Annotated in this window: 20 protein-coding genes and 1 pseudogene; 9 read left to right on the forward strand and 12 right to left on the reverse strand. The window is 61.6% G+C overall.

Features of this window, described 5'->3' with window-relative positions; all coding sequences use genetic code 11:
• Window positions 1-190, forward strand: a pseudogene (locus tag NEZ08_RS04655) (hypothetical protein); the annotation flags it as partial.
• 31 nt (window positions 191-221) lie between these two features.
• On the opposite strand, the gene NEZ08_RS04660 reads toward NEZ08_RS04655, so the two are convergent.
• Window positions 222-1,103 (reverse strand): branched-chain amino acid aminotransferase, encoded by an 882-nt coding sequence (locus tag NEZ08_RS04660; protein ID WP_298104202.1) that lies wholly within the window; start codon window positions 1,101-1,103, stop codon window positions 222-224.
• A 324-nt stretch (window positions 1,104-1,427) separates the two neighbouring features.
• On the opposite strand from NEZ08_RS04660, the gene NEZ08_RS04665 reads away from it, so the two are divergent.
• The 3 genes from NEZ08_RS04665 to NEZ08_RS04675 are packed head-to-tail and all read left to right on the forward strand — an operon-like array spanning window position 1,428 to window position 4,576.
• The gene (locus NEZ08_RS04665) at window positions 1,428-2,732 is read left to right on the forward strand and encodes an O-acetylhomoserine aminocarboxypropyltransferase/cysteine synthase family protein (protein WP_298104205.1); all 1,305 of its coding nucleotides are present in this window, start codon (window positions 1,428-1,430) and stop codon (window positions 2,730-2,732) included.
• Between the two features lie 49 nt (window positions 2,733-2,781).
• A complete protein-coding gene (locus tag NEZ08_RS04670) occupies window positions 2,782-3,804 on the forward strand; it encodes a homoserine O-succinyltransferase (protein ID WP_298104208.1) in 1,023 nt (340 codons plus the stop codon).
• 13 nt (window positions 3,805-3,817) lie between these two features.
• Window positions 3,818-4,576: a polysaccharide deacetylase family protein gene (locus NEZ08_RS04675; protein WP_298104211.1), complete on the forward strand. Its 759-nt coding sequence runs from the start codon at window positions 3,818-3,820 to the stop codon at window positions 4,574-4,576.
• Window positions 4,577-4,619: 43 nt separating this feature from the next.
• On the opposite strand, the gene NEZ08_RS04680 is transcribed toward NEZ08_RS04675, so the two are convergent.
• From NEZ08_RS04680 to NEZ08_RS04720, 9 genes are all read right to left on the reverse strand, one after another.
• Window positions 4,620-5,885, reverse strand: coding sequence for an NRAMP family divalent metal transporter (locus NEZ08_RS04680; protein ID WP_298104215.1), 1,266 nt, complete (start codon window positions 5,883-5,885; stop codon window positions 4,620-4,622).
• 251 nt (window positions 5,886-6,136) lie between these two features.
• Window positions 6,137-7,411: an MFS transporter gene (locus tag NEZ08_RS04685; protein ID WP_298104217.1), complete on the reverse strand. Its 1,275-nt coding sequence runs from the start codon at window positions 7,409-7,411 to the stop codon at window positions 6,137-6,139.
• A 95-nt stretch (window positions 7,412-7,506) separates the two neighbouring features.
• Window positions 7,507-8,313: an enoyl-CoA hydratase-related protein gene (locus tag NEZ08_RS04690; protein ID WP_298104220.1), complete on the reverse strand. Its 807-nt coding sequence runs from the start codon at window positions 8,311-8,313 to the stop codon at window positions 7,507-7,509.
• Window positions 8,314-8,333: 20 nt separating this feature from the next.
• Complete coding sequence (locus NEZ08_RS04695) at window positions 8,334-9,881, reverse strand: AMP-binding protein (protein WP_298104222.1); 1,548 nt, start codon at window positions 9,879-9,881, stop codon at window positions 8,334-8,336.
• Window positions 9,874-10,395, reverse strand: coding sequence for a (2Fe-2S)-binding protein (locus tag NEZ08_RS04700; RefSeq protein ID WP_298104225.1), 522 nt, complete (start codon window positions 10,393-10,395; stop codon window positions 9,874-9,876). Before NEZ08_RS04700 ends, NEZ08_RS04695 begins: the two co-directional genes overlap by 8 nt.
• Entirely contained in the window at window positions 10,392-11,204 is an 813-nt protein-coding gene (locus NEZ08_RS04705; RefSeq protein WP_298104228.1) for an FAD binding domain-containing protein, read from the reverse strand. Before NEZ08_RS04705 ends, NEZ08_RS04700 begins: the two co-directional genes overlap by 4 nt.
• Window positions 11,201-14,197 (reverse strand): molybdopterin cofactor-binding domain-containing protein, encoded by a 2,997-nt coding sequence (locus NEZ08_RS04710; protein ID WP_298104231.1) that lies wholly within the window; start codon window positions 14,195-14,197, stop codon window positions 11,201-11,203. Before NEZ08_RS04710 ends, NEZ08_RS04705 begins: the two co-directional genes overlap by 4 nt.
• Window positions 14,198-14,327: 130 nt before the next feature.
• Window positions 14,328-15,170, reverse strand: a complete 843-nt coding sequence (locus NEZ08_RS04715) for an AraC family transcriptional regulator (protein ID WP_298104233.1) — start codon at window positions 15,168-15,170, stop codon at window positions 14,328-14,330.
• 67 nt (window positions 15,171-15,237) lie between these two features.
• The gene (locus tag NEZ08_RS04720; RefSeq protein WP_298104236.1) at window positions 15,238-16,647 is read right to left on the reverse strand and encodes a UbiD family decarboxylase; all 1,410 of its coding nucleotides are present in this window, start codon (window positions 16,645-16,647) and stop codon (window positions 15,238-15,240) included.
• A 224-nt stretch (window positions 16,648-16,871) separates the two neighbouring features.
• Here NEZ08_RS04720 and NEZ08_RS04725 point away from each other — a divergent pair, with 224 nt between their 5' ends.
• From NEZ08_RS04725 to NEZ08_RS04745, 5 genes are all read left to right on the forward strand, one after another.
• Entirely contained in the window at window positions 16,872-17,465 is a 594-nt protein-coding gene (locus NEZ08_RS04725; protein ID WP_298104239.1) for a UbiX family flavin prenyltransferase, read from the forward strand.
• Between the two features lies 1 nt (window position 17,466).
• Window positions 17,467-18,018 carry a TIGR02444 family protein gene (locus NEZ08_RS04730; RefSeq protein WP_298104242.1) on the forward strand — a complete coding sequence of 184 codons (552 nt, stop codon included), beginning with the start codon at window positions 17,467-17,469 and terminating at the stop codon, window positions 18,016-18,018.
• Between the two features lie 165 nt (window positions 18,019-18,183).
• A complete protein-coding gene (locus NEZ08_RS04735) occupies window positions 18,184-19,200 on the forward strand; it encodes a zinc-binding dehydrogenase (RefSeq protein ID WP_298104245.1) in 1,017 nt (338 codons plus the stop codon).
• 55 nt (window positions 19,201-19,255) lie between these two features.
• Window positions 19,256-19,672, forward strand: coding sequence for a PaaI family thioesterase (locus tag NEZ08_RS04740; RefSeq protein ID WP_298104248.1), 417 nt, complete (start codon window positions 19,256-19,258; stop codon window positions 19,670-19,672).
• 13 nt (window positions 19,673-19,685) lie between these two features.
• Complete coding sequence (locus tag NEZ08_RS04745) at window positions 19,686-21,215, forward strand: class I adenylate-forming enzyme family protein (protein ID WP_298104252.1); 1,530 nt, start codon at window positions 19,686-19,688, stop codon at window positions 21,213-21,215.
• A gap of 5 nt (window positions 21,216-21,220) precedes the next feature.
• Here NEZ08_RS04745 and NEZ08_RS04750 read toward each other — a convergent pair whose 3' ends face one another.
• On the reverse strand, window positions 21,221-22,048 hold the full coding sequence (locus NEZ08_RS04750) for a VOC family protein (protein ID WP_298104255.1): 828 nt from the start codon (window positions 22,046-22,048) through the stop codon (window positions 21,221-21,223).
• Between the two features lie 18 nt (window positions 22,049-22,066).
• Window positions 22,067-22,352 (reverse strand): nitrilase-related carbon-nitrogen hydrolase (locus NEZ08_RS04755; protein ID WP_298104258.1); only part of this gene is annotated, 286 nt, incomplete at its 5' end.

A 22,352-nucleotide genomic window follows, 5' to 3' on the forward strand; every position in this document is an offset into this window, starting at 1 on the left:
CTGCATGAGCTTCAACTATCACCGCGACCACTTCGGCCTCACCTGGGACATCAAGGATGCCAATGGCGCGCCTGCGCACACTGGCTGCGTGGCGTTCGGCATGGACCGGCTCGCGGTTGCGATGTTCCACACCCACGGCACCGAGCTGGCGAAGTGGCCGGCGTCGGTGCGTGAACTGCTCGGGATGTAGAACCGGGGCGAGTGGTCGCTACGCCGCGTCATCAGCCGTGCGCGAACTCCCAATAGAGCTTGCGCGCGCGCTGAAAGAATGGACCCGCCTGCAAGGAGCGATCGTCGATCCGGATCACCGGCGCGACCTTGGCAAAATTGCCGCTGGAGAAGATTTCGTCGGCGGCGAGGAAATCCTGGTACCTGAGCGTCGTCTCGACGACGCTGATGCCGTCGCCGCGCAACAGCTCGATGACCCGCTGCCGCGTGATGCCGTTGAGGAACGTTCCGTTCGGCGCCGGCGTATAGACCACGCCGTCCTTGGCCATGAACACGTTCGAGTTGCCGAACTCCGCGACATTGCCGAGCATGTCGAGCATCAGGCAATTGTTGAAGCCGCGCGCCTGCGCTTCGATCAGGGCCCGCGAATTGTTCGGATAAAGGCAGCCCGCCTTGCAGTCGACCGGCGCACTTTCCATGGTCGGACGGCGGAACGGCGACAAGGTGATCGCCGAACCCGTGACCGGCGGCATCGGCGCCGCATAGATGCAGAGGCACCAGTTGGTGGTTTCGGGATCGAACAGGACGCCGCCGCCGCTGCCGGTCTGCGCCCAGTACATCGGCCGAATATAGAGCTCGGCCTTCTTGTTGAAGCGGGCGATGCCTTCACGCGCCAGCGCAAGCCAGGTTTCGACATCGACCACGGGCTTGAGCTTGAAATTGACCGCGGAGCGATTGACGCGCTCGCAGTGCCTGTCGAGATCGGGGGCGACGCCCTCGAAAGCCCGCGCGCCGTCGAACACCGTGGAAGCGAGCCACGCGCCATGGGTGCGAGGGCCCATGATCGGCACATTGCCGCTGTGCCAGTCGCCTTCGAAGAAGGTTAAGGTTTCGGAAAAATCGACCGGCTTCACGGTCGGAACTGAAATGGCCATCTCTGAACTCGGGAGCCGCGGGTGCCGCGGACGACGGAATCCATATTGTCCGAACTTCCTAAGGATTTCTTTTCGGTCCGGCTTGCGCGAGGCGGCGAGACCATCGATCACGGCTCGTGCCGAGCGCGTGCGCCGCACCGCAAACATGGTTACGAAAGCCTGATGAACTTGCGCGAAGCTTTAATCAACAGATGCGCCTTCGTTAGGGTTATTTCATCAATCTTGGCGCGAATTATTGAAGGGTTGACGGCCAGAGCTCTACAAATTGGCCTTTGGAACAAGCACGTTGAAGTGCGTTACGCGCCAAGAACGTAGAGATGACCGATGCGCAGCGAAACGATTGCCATTCACGCAGGTTACGAACCTGATTCCGCCACCAAATCGGTCGCCGTTCCGATCTATCAGACCGCGTCCTATGCATTCGACAGCGCCGATCATGGCGCTGCGCTCTTCAATCTGGAAGCCGAAGGTTTCCGTTACAGCCGCATCTCCAATCCGACCACCGCCGTGCTCGAAAAGCGCATCGCCGAGCTCGAAGGTGGTGTGGGCGCGCTGGCGGTTGCGACCGGCCAGGCTGCATTGCATTTCTCGATCGTCAACCTCGCTGACGGCGGCGGCAACATCGTCTCGGTACCGCAGCTCTATGGCACCACGCATACCCTCCTCGCCCATATCCTGCCGCGCCAGGGCATCAAGACCCGTTTCGCCGAAAGCGACAAGGCCGACGCGATCGAAAAGCTGATCGATGATGACACCAAAGCCGTGTTCGCCGAGAGCATCGGCAACCCCGCCGGCAATATCTGCGACATCGAAGCACTGGCGAAAGTCGCGCATCGCCACGGGGTGCCGCTCGTCGTCGACAACACCGTGGCGACGCCGATCCTGCTCAGGCCGTTTGACTACGGCGCCGACATCGCCGTCCACTCGCTCACCAAGTTTCTCGGTGGCCATGGCACTACGCTGGGGGGCGCCATCGTCGACAGTGGCCGCTTCCGATGGGCCGATCACGCCGCCCGCTTCCCCGCCTACAACCAACCTGATGTCTCCTACCACGGTCTGGTCTACGCTGAACGTTTCGGCGAGAAAGCCTATATCGAGCGCGCGCGCAGCGTCTATCAGCGCACCATGGGCGCGGTGCTGTCGCCGTTCAACGCCTTCCTTCTCCTGCAAGGCATTGAAACCGTGGCGCTTCGCGTCGAACGTCACGTCGAGAACGCCCGCAAGGTCGCCAAATTCCTGCGCGACGACCCCCGCGTGGACTGGGTCAACTATGCCGGCTTCACCGACAGCCACTATTATCCACTCGTCGCCAAATATCTCAACGGCAGGGCTTCCTCGCTGTTCACGTTCGGCATCAAGGGAGGCATGGAAGCCGGCAAGGTGTTCTACGACTCGCTGAAGCTGATCACGCGCCTCGTCAATATCGGCGATGCGAAGTCGCTTGCCTGCCACCCAGCCTCGACCACCCATCGCCAGATGACCACAGAGCAGCAGCGCGTAGCGGGCATCCTGCCGGAGACTATTCGTCTTTCGATCGGCATCGAGCACGTCGACGATATCATCGCCGATATCGATCAGGCGCTGGCCAAGGCGAGTTCACAGGCCAACCGACTAGAAGCGGCGGAATGATTCTGCAGCGGATTTGACGTTTCCATTGAATCGGAGCTCTAGGCGCGACATGACCGTCCTGTTGGAAAAGCGGCGACTGATCGTCAGTCCCGGTCTAGTCCCGGCGCAGCAGCGGCGAGAAGACAAGTACGGCCATCCGAAAGACGTTGACGTCGATCTCACGATCGGCCTCGTCAACAATATGCCGGACGCCGCGCTGCAAGCGACCGAACGTCAGTTCATGCGGCTGCTGAGGCAGGCAGCCGGAGACATCCGCATCGATTTCCATTGCTTCTCCTTGCCCTCAGTGCGCCGGTCGCAATCGGCAAAAGGACGCGTGGAGACGCAATATACCGATATCGCCGATCTAGACCGGCTGCCGATCGACGGGCTGATCGTCACCGGCGCCGAGCCTCAGGCCACAGACCTGAACGACGAGGCCTATTGGCGTGATCTCACCGACATCATCGACTGGGCGAAGGACAACACGCGATCGACGATCTGGTCGTGCCTCGCCGCCCACGCTGCGGTGCTGCACCTGGATGGCATCGAGCGCAGGCGACTCGAAACGAAGTGCGCTGGCATCTTCGATTGCACCCGCGTCTCATCCCATTGGCTGACGGATGACCTTCCCACCCTCTTCAAGATTGCGCATTCGCGTCTCAATGAACTAAACGCCCAGGACCTGACGGCAAATGGTTATCAATTGCTGTCGCGATCGGCGAAAGGCGGCATCGACAGCTTCGCCAAGGATTTCGGCAGCCAGTTCATCTTCTATCAGGGACATCCGGAATACGAGGCGCTGTCGCTGGAACGCGAATACCTTCGCGACATCGCCCGTTTTCTCGCCGGAGAACGTGACCGGTATCCCGGCATTCCTGTCGGCTATTTCGATGCCGAGACCGAACAGAGGCTCGCCGCCTTTGCCCTGCGCTCGCAGACCGAGCGAAGACCGGCATTGAGCACCGAATTGCCCGAGCGCAACCTCCGGCAGGACATTGCGACCGGTGCCGCGGCAGCCGTGATGTTCCGCAACTGGCTTGATTTTCTGTTCGAGCACGCCCATACCCCCTTACTCGAAACCGGCGTCTGATCGGGCGACTGAAATGACCGCACATGGCTATCTGCGGGACTTTGGTGCGCGCGTCGAAAACCGTCTGTCGCGGTATTTCTACGCGACGCCGTTCAAGCTCGCCAACCGGCAGCCGATCGTCAGTTTCACCTTCGACGATTTCCCCGAGAGCGCGGCCTCCTTCGGCGTTCCCCTTCTCGACCAGCATCATGCGAAGGCGACATTCTATGTCTCGGGCGGCGAGGTCGGCAAATGGTCCGGCCACTGGCAAGTCGCCGAAGCCGAAACCATCGTGGATCTGCACCGGCGCGGCCATGAGATTGCCTGCCATACATTTTCTCATGCACGCGCGGCCGACCTCGACGCGACAGGCCTGGCCGGCGAGATAGAGCAAAACCGCCGCTATCTGCTCGGCCTCGACCCTTCGATAAAAATCGAGAATTTTGCCTATCCATACGGTCTTGGTTCCGTATGGCACAAACCGCTGCTTGCGAAGCACTTCCGGTCGTCCCGCGGCATCATTCCCGGCATCAACCGCGGCACGATCGACCTGCAATACCTGCGTTCGACCCCTCTGATTGATCGTCACATCGATAATGGTGGGATCGATCGCACTCTCGACGAACTCGCCGCTAGTTATGGATGGCTTATTTTTTATGGCCACGACATCGCGACCAAGCCCAGCCCCTTTGGTTGCACTCCGGATTTGCTGCGTCATGCGCTAAGTGCCGCGGCTAAACGTAACATCCCCATCATGACCGTGGCTGAAGCGCTTCGCGCCTCGGGGCTGTAGACGAAGGTCTGTTGATCCAATCGTGATCGGCAGCACCGCAAGATCAAGATGGAATGAACATCATCGCTGCCGCGATTGCCATGATCGCTGTCGCGATCCCGCCGAGCACAACAATGAACCGTCTCGAAGTAAACCGACCCATTACGGACGTACTCGTTGCGATCAAGAGGACAACGATCATCAATGGGACAGCCACGATGCCGTTAATGACTGCACTCCAGAAAAGTGCTTTCATGGGCGTGATGGGCGAATACTGGATGACCAGTCCGGACAGAACGCTGACCGCTATGACTGAATAGAATCCGCGGGCATCGTGAGCCTTTCGTTCCAGGCCTGATCTCCAGCTCATCGCTTCGGCGAGCGCGTAGGCTGCAGAACCGGCCAGGACCGGCACACCGATCAGGCCGACGCCGATGATGCCGATCGCAAATAGCAGGAAGGCAAAATTTCCCGCCAGAGGCTTCAACGCACCAGCCGCCTGAGAAGCGGTTTGAATGTCGGTGATCCCCGATGCGTGAAGCGTGACCGCCGTGGCGAGAATGATAAAATACGCCGTCAGGTCGGAATAGAACATACCGGTCCACGTGTCCCAGTGAATTCGTCTCAGTTCACGGGTAGCCGCAGCAGGTTTTGTGAGGAGCGCAGCGCCATGTTTGGCGCGCAGATCTTCGACCTCCTCGGAAGCCTGCCAGAAAAACAGATACGGACTGATGGTCGTACCGAAAATGCCGACAACCATCGACGCGGTGTTGAAATCCAGGCTCAAGGCTGGCCACGCCGTCTTTTTCGCTACCGTGGCCCAGGGAACGTGCACCATAAAAAGAACGGCCACATAGGCGAGCAACGATACCGTCAGCCATTTCAGAAAGAAGACGTATCGGTGATAGGGCACGAAGATCTGAAGAATCAGGGTGAGCGTCACAAAGGCCGCTGTCATGAGATGGCGGTCGAACCCGCTGACGAGTTCTGCAACCTCCCCCATCGCGGCGACGTCGGCGGCGATATTCAACGTGTTTGCGATCAGCAGGAGCAGCACCAGACTCCTGAGCACGATCGGAGGAAATTTGGCCTTGATATTGGCCGCAAGTCCCTTGCCGGTGACGCGGCCGATTTCCGCGCACATCGACTGGATCGCCGACATCAACGGATATGCCAATGGCATGGTCCAAAGCATATCGAGCCCGAACTGAGCACCGGCTTGGGAATAGGTCGCAATTCCGCTCGGGTCGTCATCGGCGACGCCCGTGATCAGGCCCGGACCGATCCGCGTCAGCCGAAGCTGCTTCAGGCGACGCCGGAGGCCTGCCATCGATTTGGTTCGTTCAGACCCTTTGTGGCCTTCGGAGGCCATGACGGCGGCTATCCTTCCAAGATTGCGCCATGCATCATCGCCCACGATCCCGGGGACCGTCCATTAACCTGGCCACGGCAGGCCGACGAATTCACGCAATTTCTTCCACCGAATTGCAACATCAAAGCGTCAAGTGAAGTTCCAGCCGAAGCGGGATGCTAAAGCGACCTCCTGTTGCAAGCTTCCCGATCGCCGGCTTCTCCCTCCTATCAGCGGAAGTTTCCCTTGGTTTCCGGATTGAGAAGCGCGCCGATCAGATAGATCGCAAAGATGACGACGACGAAGACGGAGAGTGACATCGGGATTTGCGATGGCCCTCCGGCCGCTAGAGAAACGAAGGTCGGCATCATGCCGCCCAGCGCAAAGCCGATATTCCACGACAGACCGGTGCCGCTGGCGCGAATTTCAGTCGGAAACCGCTCATTGAGAAAGATCAGGATCGGCGCATAACCGGCATTGCCAAGGAACGCGATCGCCAGCGCATAAAATGCGATCGTGCCGGTATCAGTCGCGGCGGCCATGCGGAAGTAGCAGATCGGCAGCAGCACGATCATGCACGCGCCGGCCACGAGAAACGTCTTCTTGCGGCCAATCGCATCGCTGAGTGCGCCAACGGCAATGGCAGAGATCAGCGCCATAATGCTCGCGCCGATCAGGATGAGGGAAGAGACGTGATTAGGAATCTTGTTCACCACCTTCAGGAATGAAGGCAGATAGCCGGAAGTCAGGTAATAGCCGGCCCCTCCGCCGAAGGTGACGAGCAGATTGAGCAGCAAGACATTGCGCCAGGAGGCCGAAAACAGCTCCTTGACCGGCGCCACCGGCTTATCGGCGACCCCGGCGGCCCGCTTTTGCTGCCGTTCCTTGAAAAAGGGTGACTCCTCGAGGCTGGAGAAAATAAACCAGCCGAGCAGTGAGCTGAGCAGTCCGGAGAAGAACATGCATCGCCATCCCCACACCGCGAACGCATCGCCCGGAAAGATCGACGACGTGATCAGGAAGATGAACGAGGCGAGAAGCGCGCCGATGCCCGCCCCGCCGCCGCCGATCAGGCCGGACATCGCGCCACGCCGCTCCGGCGAGACCGACTCGGTGCCGATCGTATGGGTCGAGGAAACGACGCCGCCGACGAAAATGCCCTGGATCAGACGCAGGATCAGGAACAGGACCGGCGCCAGATAGCCGGCTTGCTCGATCGTAGGAAGCACGCCGAATATCGCCGTCGAAACACCGACGCCGACGATTGCCGTAAACATCGCACTCTTGCGGCCATGAACGTCGGCATAGTGACCGAAAATCGCCGACCCGACCGGCCGCATTAACAGCGTCACAGCAAACGAAGCATAGACGGCAGCCAGCGAGAGCGTCGGAGCGCTCGCCGGAAAGAACAACGCCCCGACGACAGGCGCGACATACAGCAGGATAAAGAGGTCGAACAGATCGAGCGACCAGCCAAGCACCGAGGCGATCGTCGCGTTTCGCATTTGCCGCGCTCCGACAGGTGGCGCGGCTTCAATACTCCTGGTCTCGGCAATCGACATTTGTCCCCTCCCAATTTCCCCTGGAACTACAATTGAATTCAGCGCCCGATGAATTTCGGCGGCCGCTTGGCGTTGAAGGCTTCGACGCCCTCCTTGAAATCATCCGACTGACGAAGACGGCTGTAGCAATGGCCTTCCAGTTCGATCGCGATCGAAAGCGTCGACTCCTCGGTATCGTTGAGAAGCTTTTTTGCCGTCCGCTGTGCCAGCGGGGAGAAGGTGCGGAGTTCGTCGACGAGCTTGTCGGTCGCCTTTTCAAGCTCGGCATCAGGTACGCACTCCGTGACAATGCCCCAGTCGAAAGCCTGCTTTGCCGTAATGCGCTTGGAACGCATCACGATATCCTTGGTGCGGGTGATCCCGATCATCTTCTGCAAGCGCGCCGAGCCGCCCGAACCGGGGATCTGACCGAGCTTCTGCTCTGGCAAGGCGTAGAGTGCGGTATCGGAGGCAATGCGAAAGTCGCAAGCCAGTGACAATTCAAAGCCGACACCGAAACAATAGCCGCGATTGGCGACGATCACGGGCTTCGAGCAGCGTGCGGGCGAAGCGATATTCCAGGCGAGCTTGGAAACCGTCTCAGGCGTAGCTTCCATGAAGCCGCCGATATTGCCGCCGGAGGAAAAATGCTCGCCGACCGACCGCACGACAATGACGCGCACCCGCGCATCCTCATCCAGCGTCTCGAACACCAGACGGAGTTGGTCGCGCTCCGGCATCGAGACGACGTTTAGCGGCGGCCGGTTGAGAATAATATCAGCGCGCTCGCGCGTCTCATCGATCTCGACCTGAAAGCCATCGAGCTTGGCGAGCCTCGGATCTGCAAAAGTGTAAGCGGAAGCCATCGTGAGTCCTTTCTGTTTGGTCAGGCCGCGCTGGAGGGCGGCGGCAGGCGTTCAGGCTGAAAATCGCCTGCAACAAGCAGGCGACGGAGCAATTTTCCAACCGGCGATTTCGGCAACGCGTCGACGAACACGAAGCGCCGCGGCCGCTTGAAATCAGCCAGCCCCGAGCTGCGGCAGAATTGATCGAGTTCAGCCTCCCCGACCGCCGCCCTGCGTTTGACGAAGGCCGTGACGACCTTGCCCCATTTCTCATCCGGCAAGCCGACGACCGCGACTTCCAGCACTGCCGGGTGCAGAGAAATGCAGCTTTCTATTTCCACCGGCGAAACATTTTCGCCGCCGGTAATGATCATGTCATCGACGCGGCCGGTAACAAAGAGATCGCCGTCGCGATCGACGAAGCCGGTGTCGCCGGTAAAATACCAGCCTTCGCGCAGGGACTTTGCGTCGGCGTCAGGGCGCCGCCAGTACCCGTCGAAGGATTCGTCCCCCGCCATAAGCGCAATGATCTCGCCCTCTTCCTCGGGCGCGGCAAGATCGGTGACCGAAGCCGCGTTCAGCTTCACGACCCTGACTTCCTGGTTGATCCCCGCCTTGCCTGCCGATCCCGGCTTGACCGGTGCGTTCTGGTCGATGGTGAAGGTGTAGATCTCGGAACTGCCGTAGTGATTGACGAACAGATCAGGATGGAACGCCTCGTCCAGCTTCTTCAACAGACCGTCCGTCATCGGCGCACCGGCAAAGCCGAGCTTGCGCACGCTCGATACGTCGGTCGAGGCAAACTCGCGGGCGTAAACCAGATCGTGGTATAGCGTCGGCACCAGGTATAGGTTCGTGACCTTTTCCGTTTCGATCAGCGCCAGCGCTTTCTTCGCGTCATAACGCGGCAGGCAGACGAACGTGCCGCCGATCAGCGACATCGCGATCAACGAGCGCACTCCCATAGTGTGGTAAAGCGGCATGACCCCGAGAGTCCGTTCGCCGCGCCGGTAAAGATTCTGTGCCACATGGGCGACGCCGGCGGCGCGTTCGGCGCGATGCCGGCGCGGCACGCCTTTCGGCCGCGACGTCGTGCCTGACGTATAAAGCATGACCGACCAGTCTTCGGGACCGACGCGCGGCGTTGCATCGGCCGCGGGCTCGGCGACGATGCGCGAAAAGGCGATCGCACCTGCATCGTCGCAGCCAATCGCAATGCGCGGCAGATGAGGCGCGCGTTTCGATTTCGCCGCCGCTTGCGCGGAAACGTCCTGATAGACGACAGCGCGCGCTTCGGAATTCTCGATGCAGAAATCAAGCTCGTCATCCTTGGCGCGCCAGTTCACCGGCGTGATCACGAGACCGGCAAGCTGACAAGCCCAATGCAGGGTCGCGGCCGCCTCGCAATTCTGGAGCACGGTGACGATGTGATCGCCGGTCTTCAGGCCGATTCGATCAAAGGAGGCCACCACGGACGAGATGCGTCGGTACCACTGCGCATAAGTCAACCGGACTTCGTCGTGAACAATGGCCAGCACATCGGGATCGCGCGCGACGCTGCCGACAAAGCTTGTTCCCAAATCAAGCATCGGATTTCTCCTTCGCTGGTCGGTCCGCCATTTCCGCGGCGGCTTCCATCGCCGCGCGCACGATTGGTGCATACCCGGTGCAGCGGCACAAATGGCCCGTCAAGAGATCGCGGACCTCCTGTTCGCTGGGTCTCGGATTTTCCCGTAGGAAGTGGTCGAGCGACATCAGGATTCCGGCGGTACAGAATCCGCACTGCAAGGCGTGGTTCCGCTTGAACGCCGCCTGTAACGCACCCAGTCGATCGGGCGCGGGAGCAAGGCCCTCGATCGTCCGCACGTCGCAGCCGTCGGCCTGTACCGCCAGCGTGAGACAGGCGCGCGCGAGATTTCCGACGATCTCGATTGTACAGGCCCCGCAGACTCCGTGCTCACAGCCGACATGGGTGCCGGTGGCGCCGATCTCGTGGCGCAGGAAATCAGTCAGCAGCATGCGAGGCTCCGCCTCCCCGCTGCACGGCTTGCCATTAAGGGTGAGATGAACGGCATGGCGCTGATTAGCAGCAAGGCGAGTCATGAAAGCACCTCGCGAATCAGCTCGGCGCCCAGCAGACGAACAAGATCGCGCCGGTATCGCGCCGAGGCATGAACATCGTCACGCGCATCGAGCTCGTAGGCGAACGTGTTCAAGGCATCGTCGAGCGCGCCCGATGCGAGGCGCGGGAATTCCCGCGTCACCGGCGTATCGCCAACGCCGCCGATTGCGAGGCAAACGCCGCCTTTTGTCGCGACCGCCGCACAGGCGACGATCGCGAAATCGCCGTGACGGCGCGCGACCTCGCGAAAGGCGCAGGCGTTCCGATTGGTCGGCAGCGAAATCGCCTCGATCAGTTCATCGTCTGCGCGGGTCGTCACCATCATGCCGGTAAAGAAATCGTTCGCCGGAACACGGCGCCGTTTTCTTCTGCTCCGCAGATGCACCTCGCCACCCAACGCACACAGCACCAGCGGTAATTCGGCGCTTGGGTCTGCATGCGCGACCGATCCACACACGGTACCCCGGCTTCGGGTTTGGACGTGGCCGGTCCAGGGCAACGCGCGGGCAACCAAGGGCAACGTCTCGGCAAGTTCTGGCCATGCCAGCAGCGTGGACTGACGCACGGCGGCACCGATGATCACGTTGTCGCCGTTGCGTTCGATGTGCGCGAGTTGCGGAAGCCGCATGATATCGATCAGCGTCGTCGGCCTGGCGAGGCGCATGTTGAGCATTGGCATCAGCGACTGACCGCCGGCGATGACGCGCGCGTCGCCGCCCTCGCGGTTAAGCGTATCCAGCACTTCATCGAGGTGTTCGGCGCGGACGTAATCGAAGGCCGCCGGCTTCATCGCTGCCCTCCGAACCACTGCCGAAGCCGAGCGATCCACGAAAGCCGTTCGGACGCGAATGAACCACCACCAGCCGTTCGCGCCAGGGCCGCAAAGAATTGTCCGATGATGACCTTTGCGGCGCCATCGAGAAGACGGCCACCGATGCTCGCGACCTTGCCGCCGATACCGGCCTCATAGATATAATGGATCACGGTGCCGCCATTTGGCGCGGGGCGAAGGGTGATGCGGCCCTCACCACGACCAAAACCAAGCGCGCCGTCCGCACTGCCAGCGAGCGTCACCGCTTTCGCCGGATCGAGATCGGACAGCTTCACTTCGGCGCGATAGCGTCCTTTGACCGGTCCAATGCCGAGCGTCACATCGGCGCGGAAGTGCGTATCGGAGATCCTTTCGACGCGGTGACAGCCGGGGATCACGCCTGCCAGCGTGTTTGGATCGAGCAGCATGTCCCAGACCTGTTGCGCGCCGGCACTGACGACGGCCTCGCCCTCCCCACGCAACTTGCGATCGCCGTCGCGCTTTTCTTGCATTGGCGAATTCTGACGCGCCGGCGGCGCAGGTTCGGCGCCGCGAACGATCGCGGCCAGCTTGGCAGGCACCAGCGGCAAAACGATATCTTTCGCACCGACCGCGTCCGCGACCGCATTGGCGATGCAAACCGGCGTCGACATGCAATTTCCTTCGCCAACACCTTTCGATCCGAGCGGAGTGAAAGGCGACGGCGTTTCCATGTGCAGGATGATCGGACTGGGCACTTCCGCCGTGGTGGGAAGCAGATAGTCAGCGAGCGTTCCGGTCAGAAAACTGCCATCCTCGGCATAGGCGTATTCTTCGTAGAGCGCGGCACCCAGCGCCTGGGCAAATCCGCCGCGCACCTGCCCATCGACCATGGCCGGGTGCAGGATGGTCCCGCAATCGTGCATGGTGACGTAGCGGTCGACCCGCGTCTGCAAGGTCGTGCGATCGATCTCCACGCCGCAAAGATCGAAAATGAAGCCGTGGCACAGCGACGAATTAATGTGGTCGCCCTCGTCGGGCGCCGTTAGTTCCGGCGGCGTCCAGAACACGGTTTCGCGGATGGTGTGAGCGATACCATCGGGCAGGACGGCGGGCGACCAGTGGCTCAAGGCGGCAATACGCGAAAACGAAATCTTGTTGTCGGGGTTGCGCCTCGATCCGACGTGACCGTTCACAAAAACGATGTCGTCGACTTCCGTGTTCAATTGGCTCGCCGCGACGCGACGCAAACGCGCGGCGATCCGATCGGCCGCAAGCTTCGCCGTGCCGGCGACCGCCGGCGCGAATCGGCTGGCATAGTTGCCGGAGGCGATCGACCAGGCGTCTTTAACAGTATCGATCTCGGTATTGACGCGAATGTCGGACGGCTTCAACCCGAAGACATCGGCAACCACCTGCGACAGAACGGTGCGGTGGCCCTGCCCCTGCGGCACAGACGCGACATGAACGCTGACGCTGCCGACCGGATCGATCGCGATCGTTGCGGTCGCCTGCGCGCCGTTCTTTGGACCTGCCTTGCGCCGCTCGGCCGGCGTCAGGACGGTCGTGATATAGCCCATATTGGAGACGCTGGGCTCGACCACCGCGGCATAGCCGATGCCGTAAAGACGCCCCTCCGCGCGTACCGCATCGCGCCGCGCTTTCAGCTCGGCGAGCGCCCCCTCCCGCGCGCCTCGGCGTACTGCTTCCTGATAATTGCCGGAATCCAGCAGGGCGCCGCTGGCCGTCTTGTAGGGGAAGGCATCCGCAGGGACCAGATTGCGCGTGATCACATCGAGCGGATCGATATTGAGTTCGACGCCGATTCGCTGAACCAGACGTTCCAGCGCGAAATAGACCTGCGGTCCGCCAAAGCCGCGGTTCAATCCCGTCGGCGTCTTGTTGGTGACAACGACGCGGTTGCGGACTTTCAGATGGCGGATGTCGTAAGCGCCGGTGAGATTGCCGTGCATGCGGTAGAGCGTGGCGGGCTCGGGTGCCCTCAAATGCGCGCCGCAGTCCTCGATCTGGTCCCAGTCGAGTGCGAGAATACGGCCGTCCTCTGCGACGGCGGCAGCCAGCGAAACCGCGCGATTGGTTGCGGAGACAGAGGCGGTCAGATGTTCGAGACGGTCCTCGATCCACTTCACCGGGCGTCCGGTCGCGCGCGCCGCCGCTGCGATCAGGACGATGTAGGGGAATACGCCCTGCTTGACACCGAAGCTGCCGCCGGAATCCGGCGGCGTGCGCAAGCGCAGACGATTGCCGGGGACTTTCAGGGCGCGCGACAGCACCGCGTGAATGCTGAACGGCCCCTGGAAATTGGCCAGCACGTCATAGGCGTCTTCGCCCGCGTTGTAGTCGGCGACCACGCCATAGGTTTCGATCGGCGTGCATGAATTTCTGGGATAGCTGACATCGATGCTGATCCGATGCGGCGCGGAGGCAAATGCGCCGTCGGGATCGCCGTAGCGGAACGAGCGATCGCTCGCGACATTGCCGCCAAACCCATCATGCAGAACGGGGGCTTCCGCTGTTAGCGCCGCGCGGAGATCGACCACGGCCGGCCGCACCGCATAACGCACGTCGATGAGATCGACGGCGTCTTCGGCGCGGTAGCGGTCGCTGGCCACAACAATCGCGACGGGTTCACCGACATAGCGCACGCGACCAACCGCCATCGGCCAGCACTCCACCGGCGCCTTGACGCCAACCACCAGGCTCGAGGTCATCGCCCTGATGTCCTCGCCATGGAGTACCGCGACGACGCCGCGCGAGCGCATCGCCTGCGACACATCAATCGATATGATGTCCGCATGGGCATGCGGGGAGCGCAGGAAGGCTGCATGCAACGTCCCCGGACCGACGCCGATATCGTCAATGAAGCGGCCACGCCCGGAGAGCAGCGCCGCGTCCTCGACGCGCGCAATCGATTGGCCGACCCAAGGCGAGCCGGAGCCAGGACGGGCTTTGGCTGAGCTGGCTTCCGCCATCCCTTAACGTTTCTCCCGCGCAAATTACTGCGTCAGGAAAAGCTATTCAGCGGCTTTCGGGGCTCGCAATGCCGCGCAATCTCGAAACTTACCATCCCGTCTCATTTCGCTGATGGTGTGCAACGCAACATCAACTTGCGAGACGTGAAACGTTTCGGAACTCGCGCGGGCTTACACCGCTGTGGTTGCGGAAAAAGCGGGTGAAATGCGCCGGTTCGGCGAATCCGAGTTGACGGCCGATCTCGGAAACACTGGCGGATCGATTGAGCACCGCATCGACCGCCTTCTCCATCCGCACGACGTTGAGATAGACCTTCGGCGGCACGCCGACGGATGCCTCGAACAGACGGAAAAAATGCGCGCGCGACAGCCCGGCTTCCCGCGCTAACGTTTCGATCGCGGCGCCGCGCCCGGCTTCGGAGCGCATAGAGGCAGCCACTTTGCGGATCCGCCAATCGCCGCCGCGGGCGCTCATTTCCCGAATCGAGGTTGGAAAGCTTCGCCACTGCGTGAAACGCTCGATCACTGCGATCATCAAATCCGACAGCAGCGCTTCGTGCTCGGCGCGTGCCTCCGGGCGGGTCATCATGTCGGCAGCCAAATTCATGGCGAGACCGCGGATGTGCGGCGAGACCTCACCGGAGGGATAGCTGAAGAAGCCGGGCGCGCCGCTGGCGGCCCAGCCCGGCCGAAAGACCGTCAGCCACTCCGGCTCGATATAAAGCGCGAGGATGACCGTGCGCGGCCGCTCCGGATAATGCACGTAGGAATGCGGCTGCCAGCCGTTCACCAGGACGGCGCCGACGTCGGTCAGCGGGTAAACACGGTCACCGACGATGAACTGGGTGTCCGCGCCCTCGACCTTCAGCAGCACATGGCAATGCGGATGGGCGTGCCGCACCAGCGACGCGTCCATATCGAGGAGCGCAACCCGCCCAAAGGCTCCGTGCGCAATCCGCAGTGCCGTCGACATCGGAAAGCCTTCCCGACGGCGCCTCGCGCCGTTTCTCCAATTATATGAGGACGGTCCAGGCTCGTCGTCAACCTGCGACAATCCGTGCAAAAGCGACTTTCGGATCGCCTTCCAGCACCTTGCCGAGATCGACCTTCTCGATGCCCTTGACCTGAATTCGCTTGAACTCCATCGCATCGGTCGAAAGTGGCTTGGTGGCGTCAATCCCCATCTTGGCGCTGATGCCGTTGTCCGAGGACGGATCGAGCTTGGAGCCCTGCGCACCGGAAACCACGACGAGGTCGCGGTCGGCCTGGAAACGGGTGGCCACCGCCCATTCGATTTCGCGCTCGTCGTCGATATTGACGTCCATATCGACCACGACCACCTGCTTGATGTCATAGTGGCCGCCGAACGCGCCCATGATGATGTTTTTCGCCTCGCCCTGGTTTTTCTTGTCGATCTTGACGGCGAGGTGGTAGCGACAGGTGCCGCCGCGGGTTAGGCGCACATCGCGCACTGAAGGAAAACTTCGTTGCAAGTGCTCTAGCAACGTCGCCTCGCGCGGAATCCCGCCGAGCAGCAGGTGTTCGACGCCGCCGCCCGTAATGGTATGAAAGATCGGGCTCTTCCGATGGGTGATCGCATCAACCTGGATCACCTCGCGGTCGGCTCGCGGCCCATAATATTGTGGGAATTCGCCGAACGGGCCTTCGGGCTCGCGTACTTTCGGCAGGATACGGCCCTCGATGACAATCTCCGCATGCGCCGGCACCCGCACGCGATTGGTGCGGCACTTCACCATCTCGATAGGACGGCCGAGCAGCGCGCCGGCGATTTCCATTTCATCACTGTCGAGGGCCGCGATAGCTTGGGATGCAAGAATACAGGCCGGGTGCACGCCAATCACGAGCGCAATCTCGAGCCCCTCGCCGGTCTCCTCGGCCATCCGGAAATAATGCAGCGTATGCCTGGGCAGCAGCAGCACGCCGATCCGGTCGGACCCACTGACCTGACAGCGATGAATGGAGACGTTCTGAATGCCGGTCTTCGGATTGCGCGCGATCAGAAGCGCAGCCGTGATGTAGGGGCCGCTGTCATGCTCGTTATGTTTCGGGATCGGCAGCTGTCTGAGGAGATCGACTCTCTCATGGAAGACTTCCTGAACCGGCGCGACGGCGACCTCGACCCAGGGCAGCGGATGCCGAACGGCATCCTGGAAGGTCGACAGCAGCTTGTCAGCCGGCACACCTAGCGCATCCGCGATCCAGCTGCGGTCGGCGAACAGATTGGCGACGACGGGGATATTGTGCTGGCCCGGCTGGGGGAACAGCACGGCGCGCTCATTTTCGAGTTTCTTGGCAATCGCCGCCAATTCATCGATCAGTGAAACGCCCTTGTGCGCCACTGCGAGGCGCCCGACGCCGGCGAGCTGGCCCAACCAGTCGCGGAGATCGGGATGCGCCGTCTCGCCCGTATTGGAACGCCTTGCCTCCATTGCCTGCTCCCTCAAGTCTCGATCGGATCGTCATCCACGACGTTAAGGCCGATGGGTATTCCTCATTCCCTTTACGTCCGCTCCGTCGAGGATTTCAATCAGGCTAACGCATGGCAGCAGCCTCCAAAAGCTGGATTCATGCGAGTCAGCTTAACGTCGACGGAGGACCCTGCTAATCTGGCGGGAGCTGCCTTCTGGCCTGACCTTAATCCGTTCTGGTTTCGATGAATTCACATCCGAAGCGATTGATCGTCGGCATGACCGGCGCCTCCGGCGCGATCTATGGCGTCGCCCTGCTGCGACTATTGCGGAACACCGATATCGAAACCCATCTGGTGATGAGCCGGTCGGCCAGGATCACCCTGACGCAGGAGATGGACATCGATGTTGCCGAGGTAGCGGCGCTGGCCAGCGTGGTGCATCCGGTCGACAATATCGGCGCCTCGATCGCCAGCGGGTCCTTCGGAACGATGGGCATGGTGGTTGCGCCTTGCTCAATACGAAGCCTCGCGGAGATTGCCACGGGCGTCACCTCCTCACTGGTCACCCGTGCCGCCGACGTCGTTCTCAAGGAGCGACGCCGTCTTGTGCTGATGGTTCGCGAAGCCCCGCTTCACCTTGGTCATCTGCGCGCGATGACGGCAGCCACCGAAATGGGCGCGATCGTCTACCCGCCGGTTCCGGCCTTTTATGCACGGCCTGCAAGCCTGGAGCAGATGGTCGATCACACGCTTGGGCGGGTGCTCGACCTCTTTGAGATCGAGAACACCGCCGTCAGCCGCTGGGGTGGATTGAACTCGATCAAGACCGGCGAATGAAATGAAAAGCGAAGTTCGGAAAGTGGGCACTAGCCCCGAACTCGAAGCGGATAGCTGGGCGTTTGCCCTCGCGCTCTATGCGCGCCCCGGCGTCGCCAAAGCCTGCCTCGCCTTGCAGAACGAACTGGACGTCGACGTGATGCTGCTGTTGATGGTGACCTTCGCCGCGGTCAGACATCGCATCCTGCTGACGCCGGGCGAGATCAGGGCACTGGACGCGACCTGCGGCCCGTGGCGCGAGCAGGTCGTTCGAAAACTGCGGGCCATCCGGACCCACCTGAAGACGGGACCCGCATCGGCGCCAGCTAGGACAACCGAACAATTCCGCGCGCAGGTCACGGCGCTCGAACTCGAGGCCGAAAAGATCGAAAACCAGCTATTGGCCGAGCGTCTGCCGCTGAGGCCGGGGCAGGAGAAGGTCAGGCATGAACAGCTTCGGGCGATCCTTCATGAGGTCGCGAAGCGCGGCGGTCGGCCAGGAACCAACCTTGGCGCCAGTCTTTCTTCATCGATTGCGGCGATCGTCGAGGCGGCCATGCAGGATGCGTCCTGACCACGGGACGTGAAGGGCATTGTCCTCTGATCTTCCAGCATGCGAAACCCTCTCCGAATGGGTGGGTTGCGGGGATTGACGCTTGATCTTGCGCCGCCTCTCAGCAAACTGCGGCCCCTGCGATCCGGCGCCCCGCGTCCGATTGCGAGTAAACAGGAACACGAGATGTCAGAAACGATGCGGGCGCTGCTCTTGCGCCAACACGGCGGGTTGGAAAATCTCCAGCTGGTGAACGACTACCCGAGGCCCAAGGCGAAGCCGGGGAGTGTCGTGATCCGCGTGCGCGCTTCCTCATTCAACTACCATGACGTGTTCACGGTGAAGGGCATGCCGGGCATCAAGGTGCCGCTGCCGGTGGTGATCGGGCTCGATATGGCGGGCGAGATCACGGAGATCGGCGAAGGCGTATCGGGCTGGAAGATCGGCAGTCGCGTGCTGGTCAACCCGCTCAACAAGAAAAAGGGCCTGATGGGCGAGATGCTCGATGGCGGCATGGCGGAATATTGCCTGGTCGAGGCCGACCAACTGATCGTCATGCCGGACGGCGTCAGCTTCGAGGACGCGGCATCGCTGCCGGTCGCCTACGGCACCGCGCACCGCATGCTGATTACGCACAACACGATCAAAAAGGGCGACCGCGTCCTGATCCTGGGCGCGAGCGGCGGCGTCGGTACCGGCTGCGTCATCCTGGGCAAGCTACTCGGTGCCGAGGTTATCGCCTGCGCGAGCAGCGCCGAGAAGCTCGAAAAGCTCAAGGCGATAGGCGCCGACCAGACGATCAACTACAAGGAGGTGGATTTCTCGAAATGGGCGATCGAGAAGTACGGCAAGCCACAGCGCCGCACCTATGAAGGCGGCGTCGACGTGGTGATCAATTTCACCGGCGGCGATACATGGGTGCCGTCGCTGCGTTGCCTCAAGCGCGGCGGCAGCCTTTTGGTCTGCGGCGCCACCGCAGGGCACGATCCGAAGGAGGACCTGCGTTACATCTGGAGCTTCGAGCTGAAGGTGATCGGCTCCAACAGCTTTTATGAGGACAATCTGACCGATCTGATGAAAATGATCGCCGAGAAAAAGATCGCGCCGGTCATCGACGCGGTGCTGCCGCTCGAAAAGGCGGCGGAGGGTCTGCGTCTTATCCAGGACCGCGAGGTTATCGGCAAGGTCGTGGTCAAGCCGTAAGGACCAGCTTTCGGGCCGCGAGAAATGGCTATAAGAATTATAGAGAGTGTGTGCGATGAGTGACGTTCCCAGCATCGAAGACGTCCAGAAGCTGATATCCCGCGGACCGTACCATCAATGGCTCGGGCTTAAGGTGGTTGCGGTCGGTGAAGGCACGATCGAGCTGACCGCAACATGGCGCGAAGAATGGGTCGTCAATCCCGATCGCGGCTACACCCATGGCGGCATTCTGGCTGCGCTGGTCGACCTCACCGCCGACTGGGCCATGGTTTCCAGGACCGGCCGTGGCGTGCCGACGATCGATTTGCGGGTCGACTATCACCGCGCGGCGATGCCAGGCGTGCTGACGATGCGCGGCGAGATCGTGAACTTCGGCAAGCAATTCTCGGTGGCGGAGGCGAAGGTTCTCGACAAGGACGGCCGCCTGCTTGCCAGCGGCCGCGGCACCTATCTCACGGCGCCGCCAGCCTGACGGGAACGCCGCGGTGGCTGCCATTCCTTCGTTCGTAAACCTGGGAGCCCTGACCTCTCCACACGGCGATCCCGACAAAGTCGCAGTAATCGATCTCGGCACGGGACGCGAGCGCCGCTTCAGCTATCGTGATTTTGAGGCGCAGGCCGGTGCTGTCGCGCGGGCGCTTGGCGCGCGCGGCCTGCGACGAGGCGACCGCGTTGCGATCCTCTCGGCCAATCGCTTCGAATATCTCTCGACCGTCCACGGCATCATGCGTGCCGGCCTTGTCGCGGTGCCGGTCAACTTCAAGTTCCCGCCGGCCACCATCGACTATATCGTTCGCGATGCCGGCGCCAAGCTCGTGTTCTGCGACGCGACGCGCCTGACCAGCGCGCCCAAGGATGTGCCGCGCGTTGGCTTCGACGGCGGCAATGGAGCGGAGGACTTCGCGGGCTTCCTCGACCCCGGGCCGTTTGCGCCGATTGCCCCTGGCGATCGCGAACCGGCGATGTTTCTTTATACGTCGGGCTCGACCGGACGCCCGAAAGGCGTCGTGCTCTCGCATCAAAGCCATATCTGGGTGGTCGAACAGCGCATGGCCGCGCAGGACATGAGCCAGCACCGCTTCCTGGTCGCAGCGCCGCTCTATCACATGAATGCGCTGGCGATGAGCCAGCTGGCGCATGCGGCCCATGCCACGATTGTTCTGCTGCCGCAATTCACCACTCAACTCTACCTGAAGGCGATCGCGGACTATCGCTGCACCTGGCTCACGGCCGTGCCGCCAATGATCGCGATGATGCTCAACGACAAGGAGCGGTTCGCGGCGACCGACCTCTCCAGCGTGAAGTATTTGCGAATGGGGTCGGCCCCCGTCAGCCAAAGCCTGATGGACGCAATCCACCGCGCGCTTCCGCGCGCAGCGGTGACCAATGCCTATGGCACCACCGAAGCTGGCCCCGTTGTCTTCGGGCCGCATCCTGAAGGCTTGACCCAGCCTGATATGTCGGTCGGCTATCCGCATCCGAAGGTGCAGCTCCGTTTGATCGGAGACGACGGCGAGCCCTCAGATGCAGGCGTGCTCGAAATGAACAGCCCGGCAGTGATGAATGGTTATCACAACCGTCCCGATGTCCCCTCGCCGATCACCAAGGACGGCTTCTATGTCACGGGCGACGTATTTCGGCGCGACGAAAACGGCTTTCACTTCTTTGTCGGCCGCACCGACGACATGTTCGTCAGCGGGGGCGAAAATATCTTTCCCGGCGAAGTCGAAAAGATGCTGGAGAGCCATCCCGATGTCAGCCAGGCCTGCGTCGTGCCGGTCGACGACGACATCAAGGGAACCAAGCCGGTGGCCTTTGTGGTCAAGCGCGAGGCTAGCGATCTCGATGAAGCGAAGCTGAAGGCCTTCGCGCTGGCCAACGCGCCAGCCTACCAGCATCCGCGCTCGATCTGGTTCGTCGAGAGCCTTCCCTTGGCTTCGACGAACAAGCTCGATCGGAGGACGCTGCGGGTGATGGCCACGGAGCGGCTGGGCCGAAAAGCTGCCTCAAGCTGACGAAGTCAGCAAAACTCGAACAGCGTATTGAGGGATGGTGCGAGGACGCGCAGCGAGGTCTTCCCGGCTTCGAAGCGCAAATCGGGAATCGATGAGACAAGACTGCCGACGCGCACGAGGTCGGGAGCCACGAATACCAGCGCGCCGAAGAAGCTGCCCCGACCATCGGCCTCGACACCGAGGTCGCCATAACGCGCTCGATAGCGCGCGGGCGAGATCAGCGTGAGATAAAAGCCGCCTGGCAGGACGATCCGCCAATCGTCCCCTTGCCTCTCCGGAGCGGATTGCGCGGCTTTCGCATAGGAGGGAACGTCGGCTTCCGCATTCGAGGTCACGATAACCAGTTCCTTCAAGACGCGAACGCCATTGGGATGCGCCATCCATGGCCGGTGCCAGACCAGTTCCGGTGTATAATGCTGGCAATAATAGACTCGTCCCGCGTCGAACAAGTTCGGCGCAGTGCGCACCGTGCGAAAGCGGGCCAGGTGCTCGACGCCATCGATGGTGACCGGCCGCGAAAAGCTCTGAGGCTCGAGCGCAGCAAGGCCGGCGTCGCCCAACGCGCGCTGGCAGGAATCGATATCGCCGACCTTGAATACAAGCCCGTTCAGGCCGCGCGGGCTTTCGAGCAGATCCTTGCGGATCTTATCGGTGCCCAACGGCAGCCCAATCAGCTCCACATAATCCTGCTCGAACATCATCAGATGATTGATTGACCCAAGCGAATGATAGCCGCGCGGCGTCAGCGTGAAACCAAGCTTTGACATCAGCGCGGCAGCGCGCTCCATGTCGAACAGCACATTGATCACTACATGATCGAGCGCAAAGCTCATGGGCATCGGCCTCGGCTATCAGGCTTCCGGCGGCGGAACGGCGCCGACGCGACTCGTGATCAAACCATAGTGCTCGATGCGGCGATGGCGGGCGAAATCGAAGATGGTCTTCTTGCCAAAGACCGTTGCATCGAGATCGCACGGATGAACCAGCAATTCATCACCCTCGGTCTCGGCTTCCGCGACAATCTCTCCGTCGGGATCGACAATCAGGCTGCCGCCGATCAGTGGGAAACCGTCCTCGACGCCGGCTTTCGCGACGGCGACCACCCAGGTCGAGTTCTGATAGGCACCCGCCTGCACC

It is taken from the genome of Bradyrhizobium sp., from assembly GCF_027451485.1.
Lineage (GTDB): Bacteria > Pseudomonadota > Alphaproteobacteria > Rhizobiales > Xanthobacteraceae > Bradyrhizobium.

Excerpts from the sequence above, each read along its gene's own strand:
- NEZ08_RS04660 (WP_298104202.1), bottom strand. The coding sequence starts at position 1,103 with ATGGCCATTTCAGTTCCGACCGTGAAGCCGGTCGATTTTTCCGAAACC.
- NEZ08_RS04665 (WP_298104205.1), top strand. The coding sequence starts at position 1,428 with ATGCGCAGCGAAACGATTGCCATTCACGCAGGTTACGAACCTGATTCC.
- NEZ08_RS04670 (WP_298104208.1), top strand. The coding sequence starts at position 2,782 with ATGACCGTCCTGTTGGAAAAGCGGCGACTGATCGTCAGTCCCGGTCTA.
- NEZ08_RS04675 (WP_298104211.1), top strand. The coding sequence starts at position 3,818 with ATGACCGCACATGGCTATCTGCGGGACTTTGGTGCGCGCGTCGAAAAC.
- NEZ08_RS04680 (WP_298104215.1), bottom strand. The coding sequence starts at position 5,885 with ATGGCAGGCCTCCGGCGTCGCCTGAAGCAGCTTCGGCTGACGCGGATC.
- NEZ08_RS04685 (WP_298104217.1), bottom strand. The coding sequence starts at position 7,411 with ATGCGAAACGCGACGATCGCCTCGGTGCTTGGCTGGTCGCTCGATCTG.
- NEZ08_RS04690 (WP_298104220.1), bottom strand. The coding sequence starts at position 8,313 with ATGGCTTCCGCTTACACTTTTGCAGATCCGAGGCTCGCCAAGCTCGAT.
- NEZ08_RS04695 (WP_298104222.1), bottom strand. The coding sequence starts at position 9,881 with ATGCTTGATTTGGGAACAAGCTTTGTCGGCAGCGTCGCGCGCGATCCC.
- NEZ08_RS04700 (WP_298104225.1), bottom strand. The coding sequence starts at position 10,395 with ATGACTCGCCTTGCTGCTAATCAGCGCCATGCCGTTCATCTCACCCTT.
- NEZ08_RS04705 (WP_298104228.1), bottom strand. The coding sequence starts at position 11,204 with ATGAAGCCGGCGGCCTTCGATTACGTCCGCGCCGAACACCTCGATGAA.
- NEZ08_RS04710 (WP_298104231.1), bottom strand. The coding sequence starts at position 14,197 with ATGGCGGAAGCCAGCTCAGCCAAAGCCCGTCCTGGCTCCGGCTCGCCT.
- NEZ08_RS04715 (WP_298104233.1), bottom strand. The coding sequence starts at position 15,170 with ATGTCGACGGCACTGCGGATTGCGCACGGAGCCTTTGGGCGGGTTGCG.
- NEZ08_RS04720 (WP_298104236.1), bottom strand. The coding sequence starts at position 16,647 with ATGGAGGCAAGGCGTTCCAATACGGGCGAGACGGCGCATCCCGATCTC.
- NEZ08_RS04725 (WP_298104239.1), top strand. The coding sequence starts at position 16,872 with ATGAATTCACATCCGAAGCGATTGATCGTCGGCATGACCGGCGCCTCC.
- NEZ08_RS04730 (WP_298104242.1), top strand. The coding sequence starts at position 17,467 with ATGAAAAGCGAAGTTCGGAAAGTGGGCACTAGCCCCGAACTCGAAGCG.
- NEZ08_RS04735 (WP_298104245.1), top strand. The coding sequence starts at position 18,184 with ATGTCAGAAACGATGCGGGCGCTGCTCTTGCGCCAACACGGCGGGTTG.
- NEZ08_RS04740 (WP_298104248.1), top strand. The coding sequence starts at position 19,256 with ATGAGTGACGTTCCCAGCATCGAAGACGTCCAGAAGCTGATATCCCGC.
- NEZ08_RS04750 (WP_298104255.1), bottom strand. The coding sequence starts at position 22,048 with ATGAGCTTTGCGCTCGATCATGTAGTGATCAATGTGCTGTTCGACATG.